This is a genomic window from Baaleninema simplex PCC 7105 (genome assembly GCF_000332355.1).
GTDB lineage: Bacteria > Cyanobacteriota > Cyanobacteriia > Cyanobacteriales > Geitlerinemataceae > Baaleninema > Baaleninema simplex.
In genome coordinates this window covers 829,778-845,091 of record NZ_KB235958.1, presented here as the reverse complement: position 1 = coordinate 845,091, position 15,314 = coordinate 829,778, and the positions used below count along the sequence as shown (strand labels likewise).

The window sequence follows — 15,314 nt, the reverse complement described above, 5'->3', positions numbered from 1 at the left end:
CAAGAATCTACAACAAAACTATGCCGATGTTGAGCAAAGATGGTTATTAGTCGAAAGTCAAAAAAGGAAAGAATCAGATTTAAAAAATTAGAGAAAAAAATCCAGAAAGATGGTGAGTCCGCCCAAAAGAAACTCCGAGAGTTAAGTGTTCGAGAATTTGCTTGTGCCGCTGATGACCGAAAAAGCAGCATTTCGCCTTTTAAGAAAGTCGAAGTATCACCAAATTACCGATTTAGAAATTACGGAAAATTCTGGGGTCTATCAAGTCAAAGCGAACGTCACAATTGATGAAGCTTCAGTCGAGATAAAAAAACGAAGTGCCGGACGATTTATCTTGGCGACGAATGTTTTAAACTCAGAAGAATTAACCGCTGATTCAATGCTCTCGAACTACAAAGAGCAACAGTCAGTCGAACGAGGTTTTGGCTTTCTGAAAGACCCGCTATTTTTAACGGATAGCGTTTTTCTTAAATCTCCTCACCGGATTGAAGCTTTGGGATTCATTATGGGCTTATGCTTATTGGTTTACACTCTGGGACAACGACAAATTCGGAAAACTTTGAAGCGGCTAAAAACTGGCGTCAAAAATCAGTTAGGTCGTCTAACCGATCGACCAACTCTCCGATGGATATTTCAATGTTTTCAAGGGATTCATGTCTTCCGAACTCAGGGAGTTAAAAAAATTTCTAATTTAACCTCTGAGCGCCTACATTTACTTGAATTTTTTCCAAAATCTTGTCAGGCTTATTATCTTCTAACTTGAAGATAGACTCGATTAATGCTCGTTAAAATTACATCTAATCTCCCTGATGGGGGGGGGATTCCCCAAACCAATTTTGAGCCGTTTTTTTGGGTGGGAACAGTTTAACTTGCCCATTCCTCAACCGATTTTTCTCTAAGATGTCATTTTTACCCGAATTTTTCTTTTTTCTCGGTCTTAATCCCTAACCAACTCCCGACTAATTTCATCCCCTTCTCGTGCTACTTGGCGTACTACAAGTTGAAGTGCGGAATGTGGGCTTTAACAGTCGAAATACCGATCGATTCACAAGAAAATCAATTTTCAGATCGAGCGTGCAGCCGATCTCTATGGCGACCTAAAATACAAAAAATACCTTCTCAATCTATTTCGATCTAAAAATAACCGTATCGCGTACGTTTCACATAATCTTAATTGAATCTTCTCGAAGTCTTTATCAAATTGCGCGATCGTGTCGATCGATAATACTTATAATTTTATATAAAGTATTAAAGCAAGATCGATAACTATGAAGGGTTGGTTATTTTTACTTTTTGCAATTACTAGCGAAGTCGTTGCCACTACCTCGTTAAAATTTTTCTCTGAATATCACAATTGGGTTTCCGTTGTTTTTGTCGTTCTCGGCTATGCTTCATCGTTTTCACTGCTTTCTAAAGCATTAAAATACGTTCCCTTAAGTATTGCCTATGCAATTTGGGCGGGGTTAGGAACGGCTCTCGTCGCGATGACAGGTGTATGGTTGTTTAAAGAACCCTTCACGCAATTTCACATCTTAGGAATTGGGCTAATTGTCGCAGGTGTTGCCGTTTTAAATGTACTCGCTCCGAGCCATTAACCTGCATTATGAATTGCGGATTTCTAAAGACGAAAATTGAGATTTCAAAACTTCGATTTTAGAGTAAATTTCCTGCCATTCTCGCTCGGACAGCGATCGGACAACAAATTTTACATTATAACACTCTCGCGCGGCCTGCATCAAAGTCGCAACGATCGCGTCGATCTCGGCTGGTTCGACTCCACGTTGCCAAGAATGCGAGATAGAGTCGGGAACGCTTCCAAACACGCGATCGAACAATTCCCGATGCGGCGACAACTGCATCGAACCGTGTTGTAACACCGCCTTTCCTCGGCGAAGTTGGGCGCTTCCAATCAACTTCGTCCCGTCAGAGGTGACTAAATCCGCTCCCGTGGCGGTGGCGAAACAACTGTGGCGTCGGGCGTATTCCCCGCGATCGCGATCGCCGAAATGTAACGGAATCCCCAACCGTCGCCATCCAAGAATCAAAAACTCGCAAAGCTTCCGATACACCTGCGATCGCGTTCCAGACATCCCCGACGTGACGATGGAATAGGTTAAATCTCCACCGTGCAACACCGCCCGTCCCCCCGTCGGTCGTCGCACCAACGACACGGGTTGACCTTGCCACTGCAACTCGTGCCAAAATGCCGGATAGCGCCGTTGGTGATAGCCCAGAGAAATCGTCGGACGCGACCACGTATAAAACCGCAGCGCGGGCGGATGGCTCCCCTGTCGGTGGCGATCGAGCAGCCATTCGTCCACGCCCATTTGAACCCAACCCGGCGCGCGTAACTGCGGAATCAGTCGCCAGATCGTCGGTTTATGCCCCAAACTGTTCTTGTAACGCTTCGTCGTTGTCGTCGGCGATCGTGGCCACCACCGTAATCACGCGAGAAATCTCGCTGGGATTGAGATCGGCGACCGTGCGGGACGACACCACCACCACCTGAGAATCGACGAGTGCAAAACAGGACTCGAACGTACTGCTCCAGTTCATCTGAAGTAGGTGTTGCATTAACCCGGCGTCGTCCTGCGTGGGAAGCTTCAGAACCGGCGACCAAACCGTAAACATATCGTCTTCGGTGTCTCCCGTTAGCTGTACGAAGACTTGCACGCTACCGTACTTAAATTTCCAGGCGTAGCCACTATCGTCGTGACCCACCATCACCTTTTGGTCTTCCGCTAAACTCGCGATGACGGTCTCGATTTCTTGAGGATAGTCGATGGTATCGCTGTCGTTCGTCAGTTCGTCGAGTCCGAGTTCTTCTTTGTCCAACGTCACGTCTGCTTACCTCCAGTTTCCGTTGCCAAAACCACTGTATCGCCTTCAGGAACCCTCTGACTATCTCGAGGTCGAGAAAGCAAGGCGACCGGACGACGAGACGGCCGGATTCGCTCACAACAAAATCGAGAGAGCGATCGCCCTCTCGACTACACGGATCTAGAATCGAACCAGTTGTAACTTCAGCGATCGGATTCGTCAAACGAGTTGCTCGGCGTTCGTAGACACATCGAGTCCGATCTCAGAAATCGCGTGTTCTAAGGCTTCAGTCCGATCCATCATCAACCGCTCGTTGGGAATGCGGCTCAGAATTCCCATTTTTTCAAAGCGGCGTTTGATTTGTCCGGTGACGCCGACGAGGAATACCTGACAGCCTTCTTCGATCGCCTCGTTAATGGCGTTTTCGATCGCCAGCGAAGAGGTCACGCCTACGTGGGGAACGTCGCTGAGGTCGAGAACCAACGCATCGCAGAACCGCACAGCTTGGTGTTCCCGAGAAATGGCTTTCGCTACCCCGAAAATCATCGGTCCGCTTAAGTGGCACAACAACACTCGTCCGTTGGCTCCATCGAGCAGACGCTTTTCACTCTCGTTAAGGTTAATCACATCGTCAGCATCCGTCACCGTTTTCACCGACTGAGATTGAAGCTGACTGAGACGGTCGATCGTCAAAACGTTCGCCACGAATACACCGATACCCACAGCCGCAATCAAATCCACGAGAACGGTTAAGGCGATGACACTGTACATGATCGCCGCACCTTTAAGAGAAATTTGATGCGCCCGTTTCAAGAAGTTCCAGTCGATGATGTCGATACCGACTTTCAGGGCAATTCCGGCTAACACGGCCATGGGAATGGTAGCGGTCAAACTCCCGGCCCATAGCACGACGATAAAGAGGATAAAGGCGCGAGTCAGACCGGACAACGCCGTCCGTCCGCCGGTTTGGATGTTCACCACGGTTCCCATCGTGGCACCGGCACCGGCGATACCGCCAAACAACCCCGACGCTAAGTTTCCTAACCCTTGTCCGATCAGTTCTTTGTTCGAGTCGTGTTCGGTACGGGTCAAACTATCGGCGACAACCGAGGTCAGCAGCGCGTCGATACAACCCAACATCCCTAAAACAACCGCATCGACAAGCATCATTTGCAGTTTATCGGGGCTAAAGGTGGGAACTTGCAACTCGGGCAGTCCCATGGGAATTTCGCCGATCCGACGGATATCTAGATCGGGAAAGAGGATTAACGATACGACAGTTCCTGCGATCAAAGCGAGTAATTGGGGCGGAACCCATTTCTTCAGCGCAGAAGGGGTAAAAAGTAGAATCAGAACGGTTAAAACAGCTAGACCGGTTTCGGCGGGGTTGATGTTGGTCAGGAGGTCGGGCAAACTGCCCAAGGTCCCCAACACGCCGCCTTTGGGACTGGCTTGTCCTAAAAACGGTGCTGTTTGTAAGACGATTAGGATGATGCCGATTCCGGACATGAAACCGGAGATGACGGTGTAGGGCATCAGCGTGACGTAGCGCCCTAGCCTCAGTACTCCAAGCAGGATTTGGAAGATGCCAGCCATCATGACGACGGTGAAGGCCATGGCTAAGCCTTCTCCTGTCGTCTCGGCTGACGCGGTGAGATTGGCAATAACGGCGGTCATTACCACGGTCATCGGACCGGTGGGTTCGGAGATGAGCGTGGGCGTTCCGCCGAATAAGGCAGCGAAAAACCCGACGAGGACTGCCCCCCAGAGTCCGGCTGCGGCTCCAGCGCCCGAGGCGACCCCGAAGGCTAACGCCATCGGTAAGGCGATGATTGCGGCGGTGACTCCTCCGAAAATGTCACCTTGCAGGTTTCGGAAATGGATACGGTTTGTGATTCTCATAGATTTGAGCGGCAAGCATACATAGATTTTTTGCTATGTACGGCAAATTGTCAATAGACTAATTGCTATAGATAGACGATATCATTGCTTATGCCTCCACGATCGCCTGTGAGTTTGCAACTTCTTATCAACGATCGAGCGATCGCTGATGAATGGATCGACTCCATATCTTTTTGTTATTTTTGTCTGTATTTTTCGCTACAAAAAAACAAAAATCAATAATTGTGATATTTAGGGCTTGCTGAAAAGAAGTGAAAAGCTTACGGCGTAGGGCTTAGAGGAGTCTAGATGTGACGTCAAGAGCCCGAAAAAGAGGTAAAATTGAAAATTATCGTGCATCCAGTCAGAGAAAATGTATCGAAAATCACAAAATCCCGACACGCCCGAAGAAGCCTTTGAGCTTTCCTCTGAGGAAAAGTTGTGTGGAGAAAATCGTTGGGTCATTCTGGCAAAACTCATTCCCTGGACAGAATTTGAGGAAGAATACGCCCAGATTTTTTCCGAGGAAATGGGAGCGCCAGCGAAACCATTTCGGATGGCGCTCGGCGCATTAATTATCAAAGAAAAATTGGGAATTAGCGATCGAGAAACCGTAGAGCAGATCCGAGAGAACCCGTATTTGCAGTATTTTATCGGTCAGAAGAGTTACAGTAGTGAAGCCCCATTCGACCCCTCAATGATGGTTCACTTCCGTCAGAGAATTGGGGAAGAGTTTCTGGGTAGAATCAATAAATCAATGGTCAAAAAAGCCCAAGGATTTGGGAAGGAAGCCACCGAAAAAAAGCTCGGAGAAGCCGGAGAAAGAGAAGACGGTCAAAATAATAAAGGAAAACTCTTAATCGATGCAACGGTGGCACCAGCGGATATTAAATATCCCACGGATTTCGATCTGTTAAATTCAGTCAGAAAAGACACAGAAAGGATCGTCGATAAGATGCACGAACAACAGAAGGTAAAAGGAGAGAAAAGACCGAGAACTTATCGAAAACAAGCCCGTAAAGAGTATCTAAAATTTTCTAAAAGGAAGAAGAAATCGAGAAAAGAACGAATCAATGCAGTGAAGAAACAACTGAAGTATGTGAAAAGAAATTTGGAATATATTGAGAAGCTAATTGAAACAGGGGTGAGCCTGGAATGCTTAAGCCACAGGCAATACAGAAGATTATTGGTCGGAGTAGAAATCTACCGTCAGCAGCAATGGATGCTCGAAAATCAAACCGAGCGGATTGACGATCGGATTGTCAGTCTCAGTCAACCTCATGTGCGTCCGATCGTGAGAGGAAAAGCGAGAGCCAATACAGAATTCGGAGCCAAAATCTCGGTGAGTTGTTGGGATGGATATGTGTTTGTGGAGCGAATCAGTTGGGACAACTATAACGAAACTGGCGACTTGAAAATGCAAGTAGAGGAGTATAAAGAACTGACGGGACATTACCCAAAATCGGTTCACGCCGATCGAATTTATCGAACCCGAGCTAATCGAGCTTGGTGTAAAGAACGAGGAATTCGTTTGAGTGGTCCGCCTTTGGGAAGACCGCCTAAAAAGGTGAGCAAAGAACAGAAAAGACAAGAACGAGAAGATGAGAGAGTTCGGAACGAAATTGAGGGTAAATTTGGACAAGGAAAACGGAGATTTGGTTTGGGGCGAGTCATGACTAAACTGGCTCAAACATCAGAAACCTCAATCTCCCTCACATTTTTAGTGATGAATTTGGTGAAGCTGCTGAGGCAGTTTTACTGTCTTTTTTTGTGTCAAATTTCCCAAAACTCTGATTTTGTGTTCCAAATTATTAGGATGAGTTATATCAAGCTATTTTATACCAAAAAAATAGCTTATGCTTAACTCTGTTCCATTTCTTGTCAACTGTCCATACCCTGTTTTTTGGAGTTATTCAGCAAGCCCTATTTAATATAGGAGATAGCGATCGGGGTCGCGTTGTTTGGCGCTCGAACGACGGCAGGCGTATTCAGGAAGAGCTTGAGGAAGCGATCGGACTTGCCGTGCTAACATCAAACGTCGCGATCGCCGCGATTTTCAGCCCGATCGAACCGCAACTCGCCACTTTTTCATAATCAGTTTGACTTTGTTTTAGAATTTGAGATACGATCCGTAGTGTTAAGTTTCGTTGCCAACAGCCTGAAAACTGGAGGCAGGTCGAGCGACCCGCTCGATCGATATGTCTAACGAAAGTACATCTGCACTCGATCGCAGAAATCTTTAGAGGAGAAACCACATGGCTTTTACACTTCCGGAATTACCTTACGCAAAAGACGCCCTTGCCCCCCATATCTCCGCGCAAACCCTGGAATTCCACTACGGGAAACACCATGCCGGTTACGTTAAAAAGCTCAACGCTGCCATCGAAGGCACGGATATGGCGGATAAATCTTTAGAAGATATCATCAAAGCCACCGCAGGCGACCCGGAAAAATCCGGCGTCTTCAACAACGCCGCTCAAGTTTGGAACCACACCTTCTACTGGCAGTGCATGAAACCCGGTGGTGGCGGTAAGCCCACGGGAGCCTTAGCTAAAAAGATCGACGCCGAGTTCGGCAGCTTCGACAACTTTATCTCAGAACTGAAATCGGCTGCAGGCGGACAGTTCGGTAGCGGTTGGGCTTGGCTGGTGCAAGACGGCGACAGCCTGAAAGTGGTCAAAACCCCCAACGCTGAAAACCCGATGACAGAAGGTCACAAACCTCTGTTGACCATCGACGTTTGGGAACACGCCTATTACCTCGACTACCAAAACTTGCGTCCCAACTACATCGACACCTTCCTTAACAACTTGGTGAGCTGGGACTTCGTTTCCAGCAACATGGCGTAATTTCATCTGTTCGACCCATCTAGTCCATTTTTCAACAGCCGCGCTCGCCGTGGCTGTTTTTTTCTCGAGAGTAGGAAGACAACCGGATGATGGAATCTTACAGTCGCCAGTCGCCAGTCACCAGTCACTATTGAGGAGATGAGGGGATGAGGAAAACTGTGACCTATCCTCACTCTTCACTCTTCCCTCTAGACTGAAGAAGCCTCCTCATCCAAATAACAGAGGGCGCGAAATCGCAGACTCATGAGTTCGTTATAGAGGGGGTTGAGTTTGCACAGAGGGGGAATGCGGAACCAGAGGCGATCGAACGCGCGAATTTCTCGGGCGAAGGGACATTGCGCGGGAACGAAGTTACAAATGGCTCGCGCTAAGCGGGGACGGCGCACGTCGAGTCCGTCGAGATACTGACGCAGGGGGGCTAAAAGGTCGCCGTCAAACGGAATTTGAAGCTCGAAGCGGGGAAACGGAATCTGGAACTGAAACATCTGTCTTTGCAAGAAGTCGTTGTTTTCGTCTGTCTGTATCCTACGATATTGATAATTTAAGAAAATATCAATATCCAAAAGATATAAAAAAATATTATTTATCATGAGGATAACTTAACCGAGGCGGCAGCGTGGGGTGAAAGCGCAGTTGTCGGAGGGCAAGCTGCCCGTTAAGCTAAACTTAAGCTCGAATCGGTAAGCTGATGGACAGTAAAGCGTTAGCCCAATACATCGAGGCGATCGACGGCACGCACAAGCCGTGGTTGCTGGTACAACTGCGGTTGCAAAAGCTAAAAGAGCGTCGAGCGACCATGTCTCAAGAAGACTATCTCGAGGCGATCGCACAACTCCAGCACGACATCGATCGCCTCGGGGAGTGGTGGGTCGGCCGAGAAGAGGAAGTTTTCCAGCAGGGTCGATAGCGACCGTTTCGGTGTCCTCTAACCGTCGCACCTCACGAAAACGCTCTCGTCTGGCTCGCTCGTTTCCTCTGATACTGGCATCTCCAACCTATGGCAAAACCCAAAAAAAGCAATTCCGACACGGCCAAGAAAAACAAAGCACCGGAGGTCGATTTTCGAGACCCGCAGTACTACTTCAACCGAGAACTGAGCTGGATCGAATTCAACTACCGAGTTCTCCACGAAGCACTCGACGATCGCACGCCCCTGCTCGAGCGGTTGAAGTTCCTCTCTATCTTCAGCTCTAACCTCGACGAATTCTTCATGGTGCGCGTCGCGGGTTTAAAACAACAAGTCGAAGCGAACGTCACCAAACTCACCCCAGACGGTCGCACGCCACAACAACAACTCGACGACATCAGCGATCGCCTGCATCCGATGGTGGCCGAACAACACCATCACTTCCAAGACACGCTCCGTTCCAAACTCACCGAACACGGCGTCTATCTCCTCGACTACATCGACCTCAACCAAGAGCAGCGAAACTACCTGCAAACCTACTTCGAGGAAAAAATCTTTCCCGTCTTAACCCCGCTCGCGGTCGATCCCGGCCATCCCTTCCCCTTCATTTCCAACCTCAGCCTCAACCTGGCCGTCGTGGTTCGCGACCCCGAAAGCGAAAAAGAATACTTCGCGCGAGTCAAAGTTCCCAAAGTCCTGCCGCGTTTCGTCCCGCTTCCGCTCGAAGACGTCACCCAAGCTGACAGCCAATCGATGGTATGGCTCGGCGTTCCTCTCGAACAGGTAATCGCCCATAACCTCGACTTCCTATTTCCGGGGATGAACATTCAGGAATACCATCCCTTCCGCATTACTCGCAACGCTGACATCGCCGTTGAAGAAGACGAAGCCGACGACCTTCTCCTGGCCATCGAGCAAGAACTCCGCAAACGGCGATCGGGCGGGTCGGTGGTGCGAATGGAAGTCCCCGCCACCATTTCCGACGAAGTGCGAACCATGCTGATGGGGGAACTCCTTCTCGAACCGAACGACGTGTACGAGCTTCCCGGCATTCTGGGATTGGGTGATTTGATGTCGATGATGTCGCTGCCACTTCCAGAACTCAAAGATCCCCCCTGGACGCCTGTAGTTCCGGCGCGGTTGCGGCGGTTTGGCGATCTCGAACTCGATCCGTCCGAACCCAATACAGAAACCGACGAAGATCTCTTTACCGAAATTCGAGAACGGGGCGATCTGCTGGTTCATCTGCCCTACCACTCCTTTTCGGCGACGGTGCAGCACTTCATTACGGCGGCCGCTTACGATCCCGACGTTTTAGCGATCAAAATGACGCTGTACCGCACTTCGGGAGATTCGCCGATTATTAAAGCCCTCATCGCCGCCGCCGAAAACGGAAAGCAAGTCGCGGTGTTGGTGGAATTGAAAGCTCGCTTTGACGAAGAAAACAACATTCTTTGGGCGCGAAAGCTCGAACAGGCGGGCGTTCACGTCGTTTACGGCCTCGTTGGTTTAAAAACCCACACTAAAATTTCGATGGTGGTGCGGCAGGAGAAGAAACACATCCGCCGCTACGTCCACATCGGAACGGGAAACTACAACCCCAAAACGGCGAAACTGTATACAGACTTAGGAATTCTGAGCTGTCGAGAGGAACTCGGGGCGGATTTGACGGATTTGTTCAATCACTTAACGGGATATTCCCGCCAGCGGTCGTATCGCAAGCTGCTCGTGGCTCCCGTCAATATGCGCGATCGCACCATTGCCCTGATCCGACAGGAAATCGATCGCGCCGAAAACGGCGGCACTGGACGTATCGTCGCGAAAATGAATTCCTTAGTCGATCGCGAGATTATCGAAACCCTGTACGAAGCCTCTCAAGCGGGAGTACAAATCGATCTGATCGTGCGGGGAATTTGCTGTTTGCGTCCCGGCGTTCCCAACGTGAGCGAGAACATCCGCGTCATCAGCATTATCGGACGCTTCTTAGAACACTCGCGCATCTTCTATTTCAACAACGAAGGAGACGAGAAGGTGTTTATCGGCAGTGCGGACTGGATGCCCCGCAACCTCAACCGCCGCGTCGAAGCCATTACGCCCATCGAAGATCCGACCCTCGCCAAAGACTTACAGGAAATCTTGGGAATCATGCTCTCGGACAATCGCCAAGCCTGGGAGCTGCAACCGGACGGAACCTATATTCAACGTCGTCCGCCTGAAGATAGCACCGAACCGGGAACCCACACTGTTCTGATGCAAATGGCAATGGATTAGAGAAACTTCAGTCCGGTTCACGACCAACCGAGAACCTGCTTGGCGTTTTCGATGTTGTCGCGCACGGAAGCCGCTGACGTTTGGATGGCGTGGCGTTCGTCGTTCGTCAGAGACAGTTCTACGATCTGCTCGACCCCGCGACGCCCCAACCGACAGGGTACGCCGAGGAACAGACCCTCGATGCCGTATTCTCCTTGGAGGTAAGCCGCCGCACTGACGAGACGCGAGCGATCGGCGAGGATACTCTCGACCATCGTGTAAATGGAAGAGGCGGGAGCGAAGTACGCACCGCCTCGCTGCATGAGTTCGACGATTTCCGTGCCGCCGTTGCGGGTGCGCTCGGCTAAGCGATCGATCGTGGCGGCGTCGAGCAGTTCGGGTAAAGGAATGCCTTTGACCGTGCAGTAGCGAGGCAGGGAAATCATTTGCTGTCCGTGGTTGCCCAACACCATCGCCTGCACGTCTTGAGTCGAAACCCCCAGTTCTAAGGAGATAAACGTCTGCAATCGCGCCGAGTCGAGAACTCCTGCCATGCCCACGATGCGGTGGGGAGCCAGTTGTGTCGCTTGCCAAGCCACGTAAGTCATCACGTCGAGGGGATTGGTGACGATAATAAAGATCGCGTCGGGCGATCGTTCGATCGCCCGTTTCGCCGCATCGACGACAATGCCAGCGTTAGTCTTAATCAAATCGTTGCGATCCATGCCCGGCGCACGCGGGCGACCGGCGGTAACGACCACGACGTCGGACTCGGCGGTGTCGGCATAATCGTTCGTGCCGACGACCTGGCGATCGTGTCCTTCGAGACCTCGGGCTTGCATTAAATCCAGCGCCACCCCTTGCGGCCAGCCTTCGACCACATCGAGCAAGACGACATCGGCTAGATTTTTTTCGGCGATGCGTTGGGCGAGGGTACTGCCGACTTTACCCGCTCCGACGATCGAAACGCGGCTTTGTCGGCGATCGCGGGGAGGAGAGGGGGAGGAAACCGAAGCGTTCATGGGCATTTGGGGGGCGCAGGATCGCAGTTACGGCGGAAAGTGAGAGGAACGGGATTCGAGCGATATCGATCGCATCGAAACGTCCGATTTACTCAAACGCTTCGAGTTGGTCGAGACGGAACCAAGCGTTCGGCGTGGGAACGATGCCGAATTTGACGAGAGCGTAGTCTCCCTCGGTTTCTAGGATTTCGCCTCGCGTCTCGAAGATGTAGTTGGGAAGCCGACTGTCGCTGGCTTGGGCTTCCAGGCTGTTTTCAAATTTTTCCCGGGCGACGCGGACGAACGAACCGCGTTTGAGTTTTTTGGCTGCTGGCATGGACTGTTTTCGTTCAAACGTCTGTCTTGCTTTTCATCTTACGCCGAATTTAGCCGGAATTTTAGGTTGATTTTGACTCTTAATTCGAGTCGCGTCTGATATCTGGCTGACAGTTTGGGCAAAAATAGGACGATCGCCCGCTCAGTTTGAGGCGTTCGATGGGACGATCGCAATCGCGGCAGGGTTCTCCAGCGCGATCGTATACCCAAGCGAGGCCGCCGTAGTTGCCGTTGGTTCCCTCGACAGTGCGAAAGTCCCGTAACGTGGTGCCACCGGCTTCGATCGCGTTTTCGAGGACGCGCACTAAATTTCCCCGCAGGCGATCGAGGTCTTGCCAGCTTAACTCGCAGGACAGGCGCGTCGGATGAATGCGGCTGAGAAAGAGGGTTTCGTCGGCGTAGATGTTGCCGACTCCCGCGACGATGGTTTGGTCGAGAAGGGCGGTTTTAATGGGTTTGCGTCGATTTTTCAGGATTTCGGCCAGATAGTCCGTCGAACAGTCTTCGGAGAACGGTTCGGGACCGAGAGACAGCAACGCAGTCACGACAGCGGCGGGATGGGTGTGCGGCGGAACCCACCAGAGGCGGCCGAAGGTACGGGTATCGACGAATCGCAGTTCGCGATCGCTCTCGCCCTCGCCCTGGCAAAACAAACGAATCCGCGTATGGCGTTGGAGTGCGTCGTCTCGGCGACACCACAGCAACTGTCCGGTCATGCGGAGGTGAACCCCCAGCCAACCGTGGGGAGTCGGTTGCAGGCTGTCGAGTTCGGGATCGTTGCCGAGTTGCGCCAACAGGTATTTTCCCCGGCGGTGCCAGTAGGCGATCGCTTGTCCCTCGAGTCCCGACGCGAAGTCCGAGATGGCCTTGGGGGCGGCGACGGTGCGATCGAGTAAGACTTCGACGCCGGCGATCGTGTAACGGCGGGTGGCCGCGTTTAAGCCGCGACGGACAGTTTCGACTTCGGGAAGTTCTGGCACGGGTTCAGTGGAAAAATGCTAAAGAATCATTGCAAGCAAGATACAAAAAACGAGAAAGGGTTAGACGTTCGCGGCGATCGATCGCCGCAAACGCTAACCCCAAACCGCTGACGCACCTTAGCCGACGAAAACCGTCGAACAGTGCGATCGAGGTTTATTTTTTCTTCTTCTTGGGTGCTTCGACTTCCACGAGTTCGTCGAGGGCGAAGTTGTTGGTGTTGACGCCACCGGAAGCGCCACTAAAACCGGTATAGTTCACTTTGTCGAACCGAACGATAACGGGATAGCGAATCCCACTTTGGTCGATGGTCGCGACGGAGCCGACGTCTTGGTACCAATAAGATTCTTTGCGAAGAATCCGCACCTTAGAACCACGTTGAATCATAGTTTTTTTTCTCGATTGAATGAATCCAAGGGTGTTATCGCATTGGCGATCGGACTGTCCGAGACGAACTGCCTCGAATCAGCTTGTCCGTAAGATGCCAAAGCATTATTTCTCAGGGTACTACTGAGTCTGGCGTCTCGGGACGTTTGAGTCTTTAAGTTTTGTTACTCAACCCCTCGAAACACTCGAAACGACGGGTAAAACAACGGGGACGCCAGCTCGAAGCAGCTTAGCGCCCCCGTCATCGTAGCGAGTTTGAGGAAACGAGAAATTTGGTTGAATTTCGGGGTCAGTTTGCGGAAACCTGAGTTCAGCTTTGGCACACTGACTCGCGAGACGTTCGACGAGATTTACAAAGGTGTGACGTGAATTTCGATTTGCGCGGAGACGTCCGGGTGCAGTTTGATTTGCGCTTTGTAGAAACCCGTTTTGTTGATTTCGGGGAGGGTAATCGTATGGCGATCGACCTCTTGTCCGGTGGTTTCTTGAATGGCGGCGGCGACTTCGCGATCGGTAACGGTTCCGAAGATCGCATCTCCCTCGCCGACCTGTTTCTGCACGGTAAAACGGCCGATGGTTTCGAGGGCCGTTTTCTGGGATTCCGCGTCCCGTTTCAGTTGAGCGATCCGTTCGAGTTCTTGTTGTTTGCGGAGTTCGACTTGTTTGAGAATTCCCGGCGTCGTCGGAACCGCCATTTTTTGGGGAATTAAGTAATTTCTCGCGTAGCCGGGAGCGACATCGACGACGTCACCCGCTTTTCCGAGTTTGCGAACGTCTCGATCGAGCAGGAGTTGAACGCGCTTCTTCATGATAGTTTTCGAGGGATGATGACGATAGGATTCGAGGAAACTTAAAAAGACGGAGTTGGCAGCAGCGATCGCAAACGTGCCGATCGCCCCGTCAAAAGTCCGATCTCTCATTCTATGGGGTTGCCGGATCGATGGCAACCTCCAACGAAATATGAAGTGATGATGGGATGACTTGATGATGGGAAATCTCCTGACCTCATCATCTTCCCATCACCCCACCTCGATTAGCGGTACTTAAACAAATTTCAAGCCCAAACCAAGCCAAAACGCGCTTTGTGAGCGGCAAACAGGTCTCGATTCTCGTTCAGCCATGCCACAAAACGAAAAGACATGGCTGTCCGAAAAGCCTCTAAAGCATCTACAAAAGTTTCCAAAGGTTGGTTCGCCCACTTCCTTCGTAAACCGCCCGTCAACTTATGCCAAAGGATAAAAGTGTAGGCACAAAATACCAAAATTAAATGCCGCTGTAAACTCTTCAAACCTCTCGCCTGGCATTCCCTCCAACCCAACCATCCTTTGGCTTCCCGATAGAAGACTTCTACCCAGTTTCGCCCTGAGTAAGTGTTCACGACCCATTCGGCAGTCACTTTTTCGGAGTCTTCATTCGTGATAAAATAATCAATTTCTGTCGCGTCCGCATAAGAACTTGCATTCATGACGATAGCAAAGGTTCTTTCTCCTTGTAGACGTGACAGCTCTGCCGTACCCGTCGCCACCCACAGGGTTTTGGGCTTGTTTGAATTTAGAGAAACTGACGTAAAGTCCTCTTCTGGTAAGCTTTTGGCATATTCATCAAGGCGAATCTTTTGCCAATTTTCTCCCGATTGATTCAGCCAGATTTTCCGATTTTTGGCGACGGCTCCTAGATACTTCAGTCGGCGAGATTCGAGTCCCTTTAAAAAATTTGTGTTGTTACCATAGCCGGCATCCATGAGGACGATTCCCGGTCGATACCCTCTCTTTAAACTCCGGTCAATTAATTCTAAGGCGATTTCGGGTTTCTTTTTGAAAGAGGGGATCTTCTTGCCTGAGGGTAAGGAACTGGCTGGCTGATAGATTTCTACATCCAGAGGCAAATTTTTTTTGCCATCATAGA

At 50.6% G+C, this 15,314-nt stretch carries 17 protein-coding genes; 7 read left to right on the top strand and 10 right to left on the bottom strand.

Translation table 11 applies throughout. The features are described 5' to 3' along the window. The first annotated feature begins 172 nt into the window (after positions 1-172). Both GEI7105_RS0105725 and GEI7105_RS0105720 read left to right on the top strand, forming a co-directional pair. A complete protein-coding gene (locus tag GEI7105_RS0105725) occupies positions 173-763 on the top strand; it encodes an IS1634 family transposase (RefSeq protein ID WP_017659523.1) in 591 nt (196 codons plus the stop codon). A 505-nt stretch (positions 764-1,268) separates the two neighbouring features. Next, positions 1,269-1,595, top strand: coding sequence for a DMT family transporter (locus GEI7105_RS0105720; RefSeq protein ID WP_017659522.1), 327 nt, complete (start codon positions 1,269-1,271; stop codon positions 1,593-1,595). Positions 1,596-1,601: 6 nt separating this feature from the next. Here GEI7105_RS0105720 and GEI7105_RS29225 read toward each other — a convergent pair whose 3' ends face one another. Together GEI7105_RS29225 and GEI7105_RS0105710 are read right to left on the bottom strand one after the other, a co-directional pair. Continuing rightward, positions 1,602-2,390, bottom strand: a complete 789-nt coding sequence (locus tag GEI7105_RS29225) for a lipoate--protein ligase family protein (RefSeq protein WP_017659521.1) — start codon at positions 2,388-2,390, stop codon at positions 1,602-1,604. After that, entirely contained in the window at positions 2,380-2,841 is a 462-nt protein-coding gene (locus GEI7105_RS0105710; protein WP_017659520.1) for a YbjN domain-containing protein, read from the bottom strand. Before GEI7105_RS0105710 ends, GEI7105_RS29225 begins: the two co-directional genes overlap by 11 nt. Between GEI7105_RS0105710 and GEI7105_RS38255 the strand changes: the two genes are divergently transcribed. Further along, a complete protein-coding gene (locus GEI7105_RS38255) occupies positions 2,828-3,004 on the top strand; it encodes a hypothetical protein (RefSeq protein ID WP_158413169.1) in 177 nt (58 codons plus the stop codon). The two genes, GEI7105_RS0105710 and GEI7105_RS38255, sit on opposite strands and share 14 nt — an antisense overlap. Before the next feature lie 35 nt (positions 3,005-3,039). Here the strand turns inward: GEI7105_RS38255 and bicA are convergent, their stop codons facing one another. Beyond that, positions 3,040-4,722, bottom strand: coding sequence for a bicarbonate transporter BicA (gene bicA, locus GEI7105_RS0105705; RefSeq protein ID WP_017659519.1), 1,683 nt, complete (start codon positions 4,720-4,722; stop codon positions 3,040-3,042). Between the two features lie 352 nt (positions 4,723-5,074). On the opposite strand from bicA, the gene GEI7105_RS0105695 reads away from it, so the two are divergent. Both GEI7105_RS0105695 and GEI7105_RS0105685 read left to right on the top strand, forming a co-directional pair. After that, entirely contained in the window at positions 5,075-6,565 is a 1,491-nt protein-coding gene (locus tag GEI7105_RS0105695; protein WP_017659491.1) for an IS5 family transposase, read from the top strand. Between the two features lie 391 nt (positions 6,566-6,956). Then, positions 6,957-7,550 carry a superoxide dismutase gene (locus tag GEI7105_RS0105685; protein ID WP_017659516.1) on the top strand — a complete coding sequence of 198 codons (594 nt, stop codon included), beginning with the start codon at positions 6,957-6,959 and terminating at the stop codon, positions 7,548-7,550. Between the two features lie 188 nt (positions 7,551-7,738). Here GEI7105_RS0105685 and GEI7105_RS0105680 read toward each other — a convergent pair whose 3' ends face one another. Then, complete coding sequence (locus GEI7105_RS0105680) at positions 7,739-8,035, bottom strand: Mo-dependent nitrogenase C-terminal domain-containing protein (protein WP_017659515.1); 297 nt, start codon at positions 8,033-8,035, stop codon at positions 7,739-7,741. Between the two features lie 203 nt (positions 8,036-8,238). On the opposite strand from GEI7105_RS0105680, the gene GEI7105_RS0105675 reads away from it, so the two are divergent. Together GEI7105_RS0105675 and ppk1 are read left to right on the top strand one after the other, a co-directional pair. Beyond that, complete coding sequence (locus tag GEI7105_RS0105675) at positions 8,239-8,457, top strand: hypothetical protein (RefSeq protein ID WP_017659514.1); 219 nt, start codon at positions 8,239-8,241, stop codon at positions 8,455-8,457. A 90-nt stretch (positions 8,458-8,547) separates the two neighbouring features. Beyond that, the gene (gene ppk1, locus GEI7105_RS0105670) at positions 8,548-10,728 is read left to right on the top strand and encodes a polyphosphate kinase 1 (protein ID WP_017659513.1); all 2,181 of its coding nucleotides are present in this window, start codon (positions 8,548-8,550) and stop codon (positions 10,726-10,728) included. 17 nt (positions 10,729-10,745) lie between these two features. Here ppk1 and mdh read toward each other — a convergent pair whose 3' ends face one another. From mdh to GEI7105_RS29220, 6 genes are all read right to left on the bottom strand, one after another. Then, on the bottom strand, positions 10,746-11,729 hold the full coding sequence (gene mdh / locus GEI7105_RS0105665) for a malate dehydrogenase (protein ID WP_017659512.1): 984 nt from the start codon (positions 11,727-11,729) through the stop codon (positions 10,746-10,748). A gap of 88 nt (positions 11,730-11,817) precedes the next feature. Beyond that, the gene (locus GEI7105_RS0105660) at positions 11,818-12,045 is read right to left on the bottom strand and encodes an NAD(P)H-quinone oxidoreductase subunit O (protein WP_017659511.1); all 228 of its coding nucleotides are present in this window, start codon (positions 12,043-12,045) and stop codon (positions 11,818-11,820) included. Between the two features lie 79 nt (positions 12,046-12,124). Continuing rightward, positions 12,125-13,024, bottom strand: a complete 900-nt coding sequence (locus GEI7105_RS0105655) for a DNA-formamidopyrimidine glycosylase (protein ID WP_017659510.1) — start codon at positions 13,022-13,024, stop codon at positions 12,125-12,127. A 154-nt stretch (positions 13,025-13,178) separates the two neighbouring features. Beyond that, a complete protein-coding gene (locus tag GEI7105_RS0105650) occupies positions 13,179-13,409 on the bottom strand; it encodes a photosystem I reaction center subunit IV (protein ID WP_017659509.1) in 231 nt (76 codons plus the stop codon). Between the two features lie 350 nt (positions 13,410-13,759). Continuing rightward, positions 13,760-14,218, bottom strand: a complete 459-nt coding sequence (gene rplI / locus GEI7105_RS0105645; protein WP_026097458.1) for a 50S ribosomal protein L9 — start codon at positions 14,216-14,218, stop codon at positions 13,760-13,762. 245 nt (positions 14,219-14,463) lie between these two features. Continuing rightward, the coding region (locus GEI7105_RS29220) for an IS701 family transposase (RefSeq protein ID WP_017659507.1) at positions 14,464-15,314 on the bottom strand (851 nt) is incomplete at its 5' end.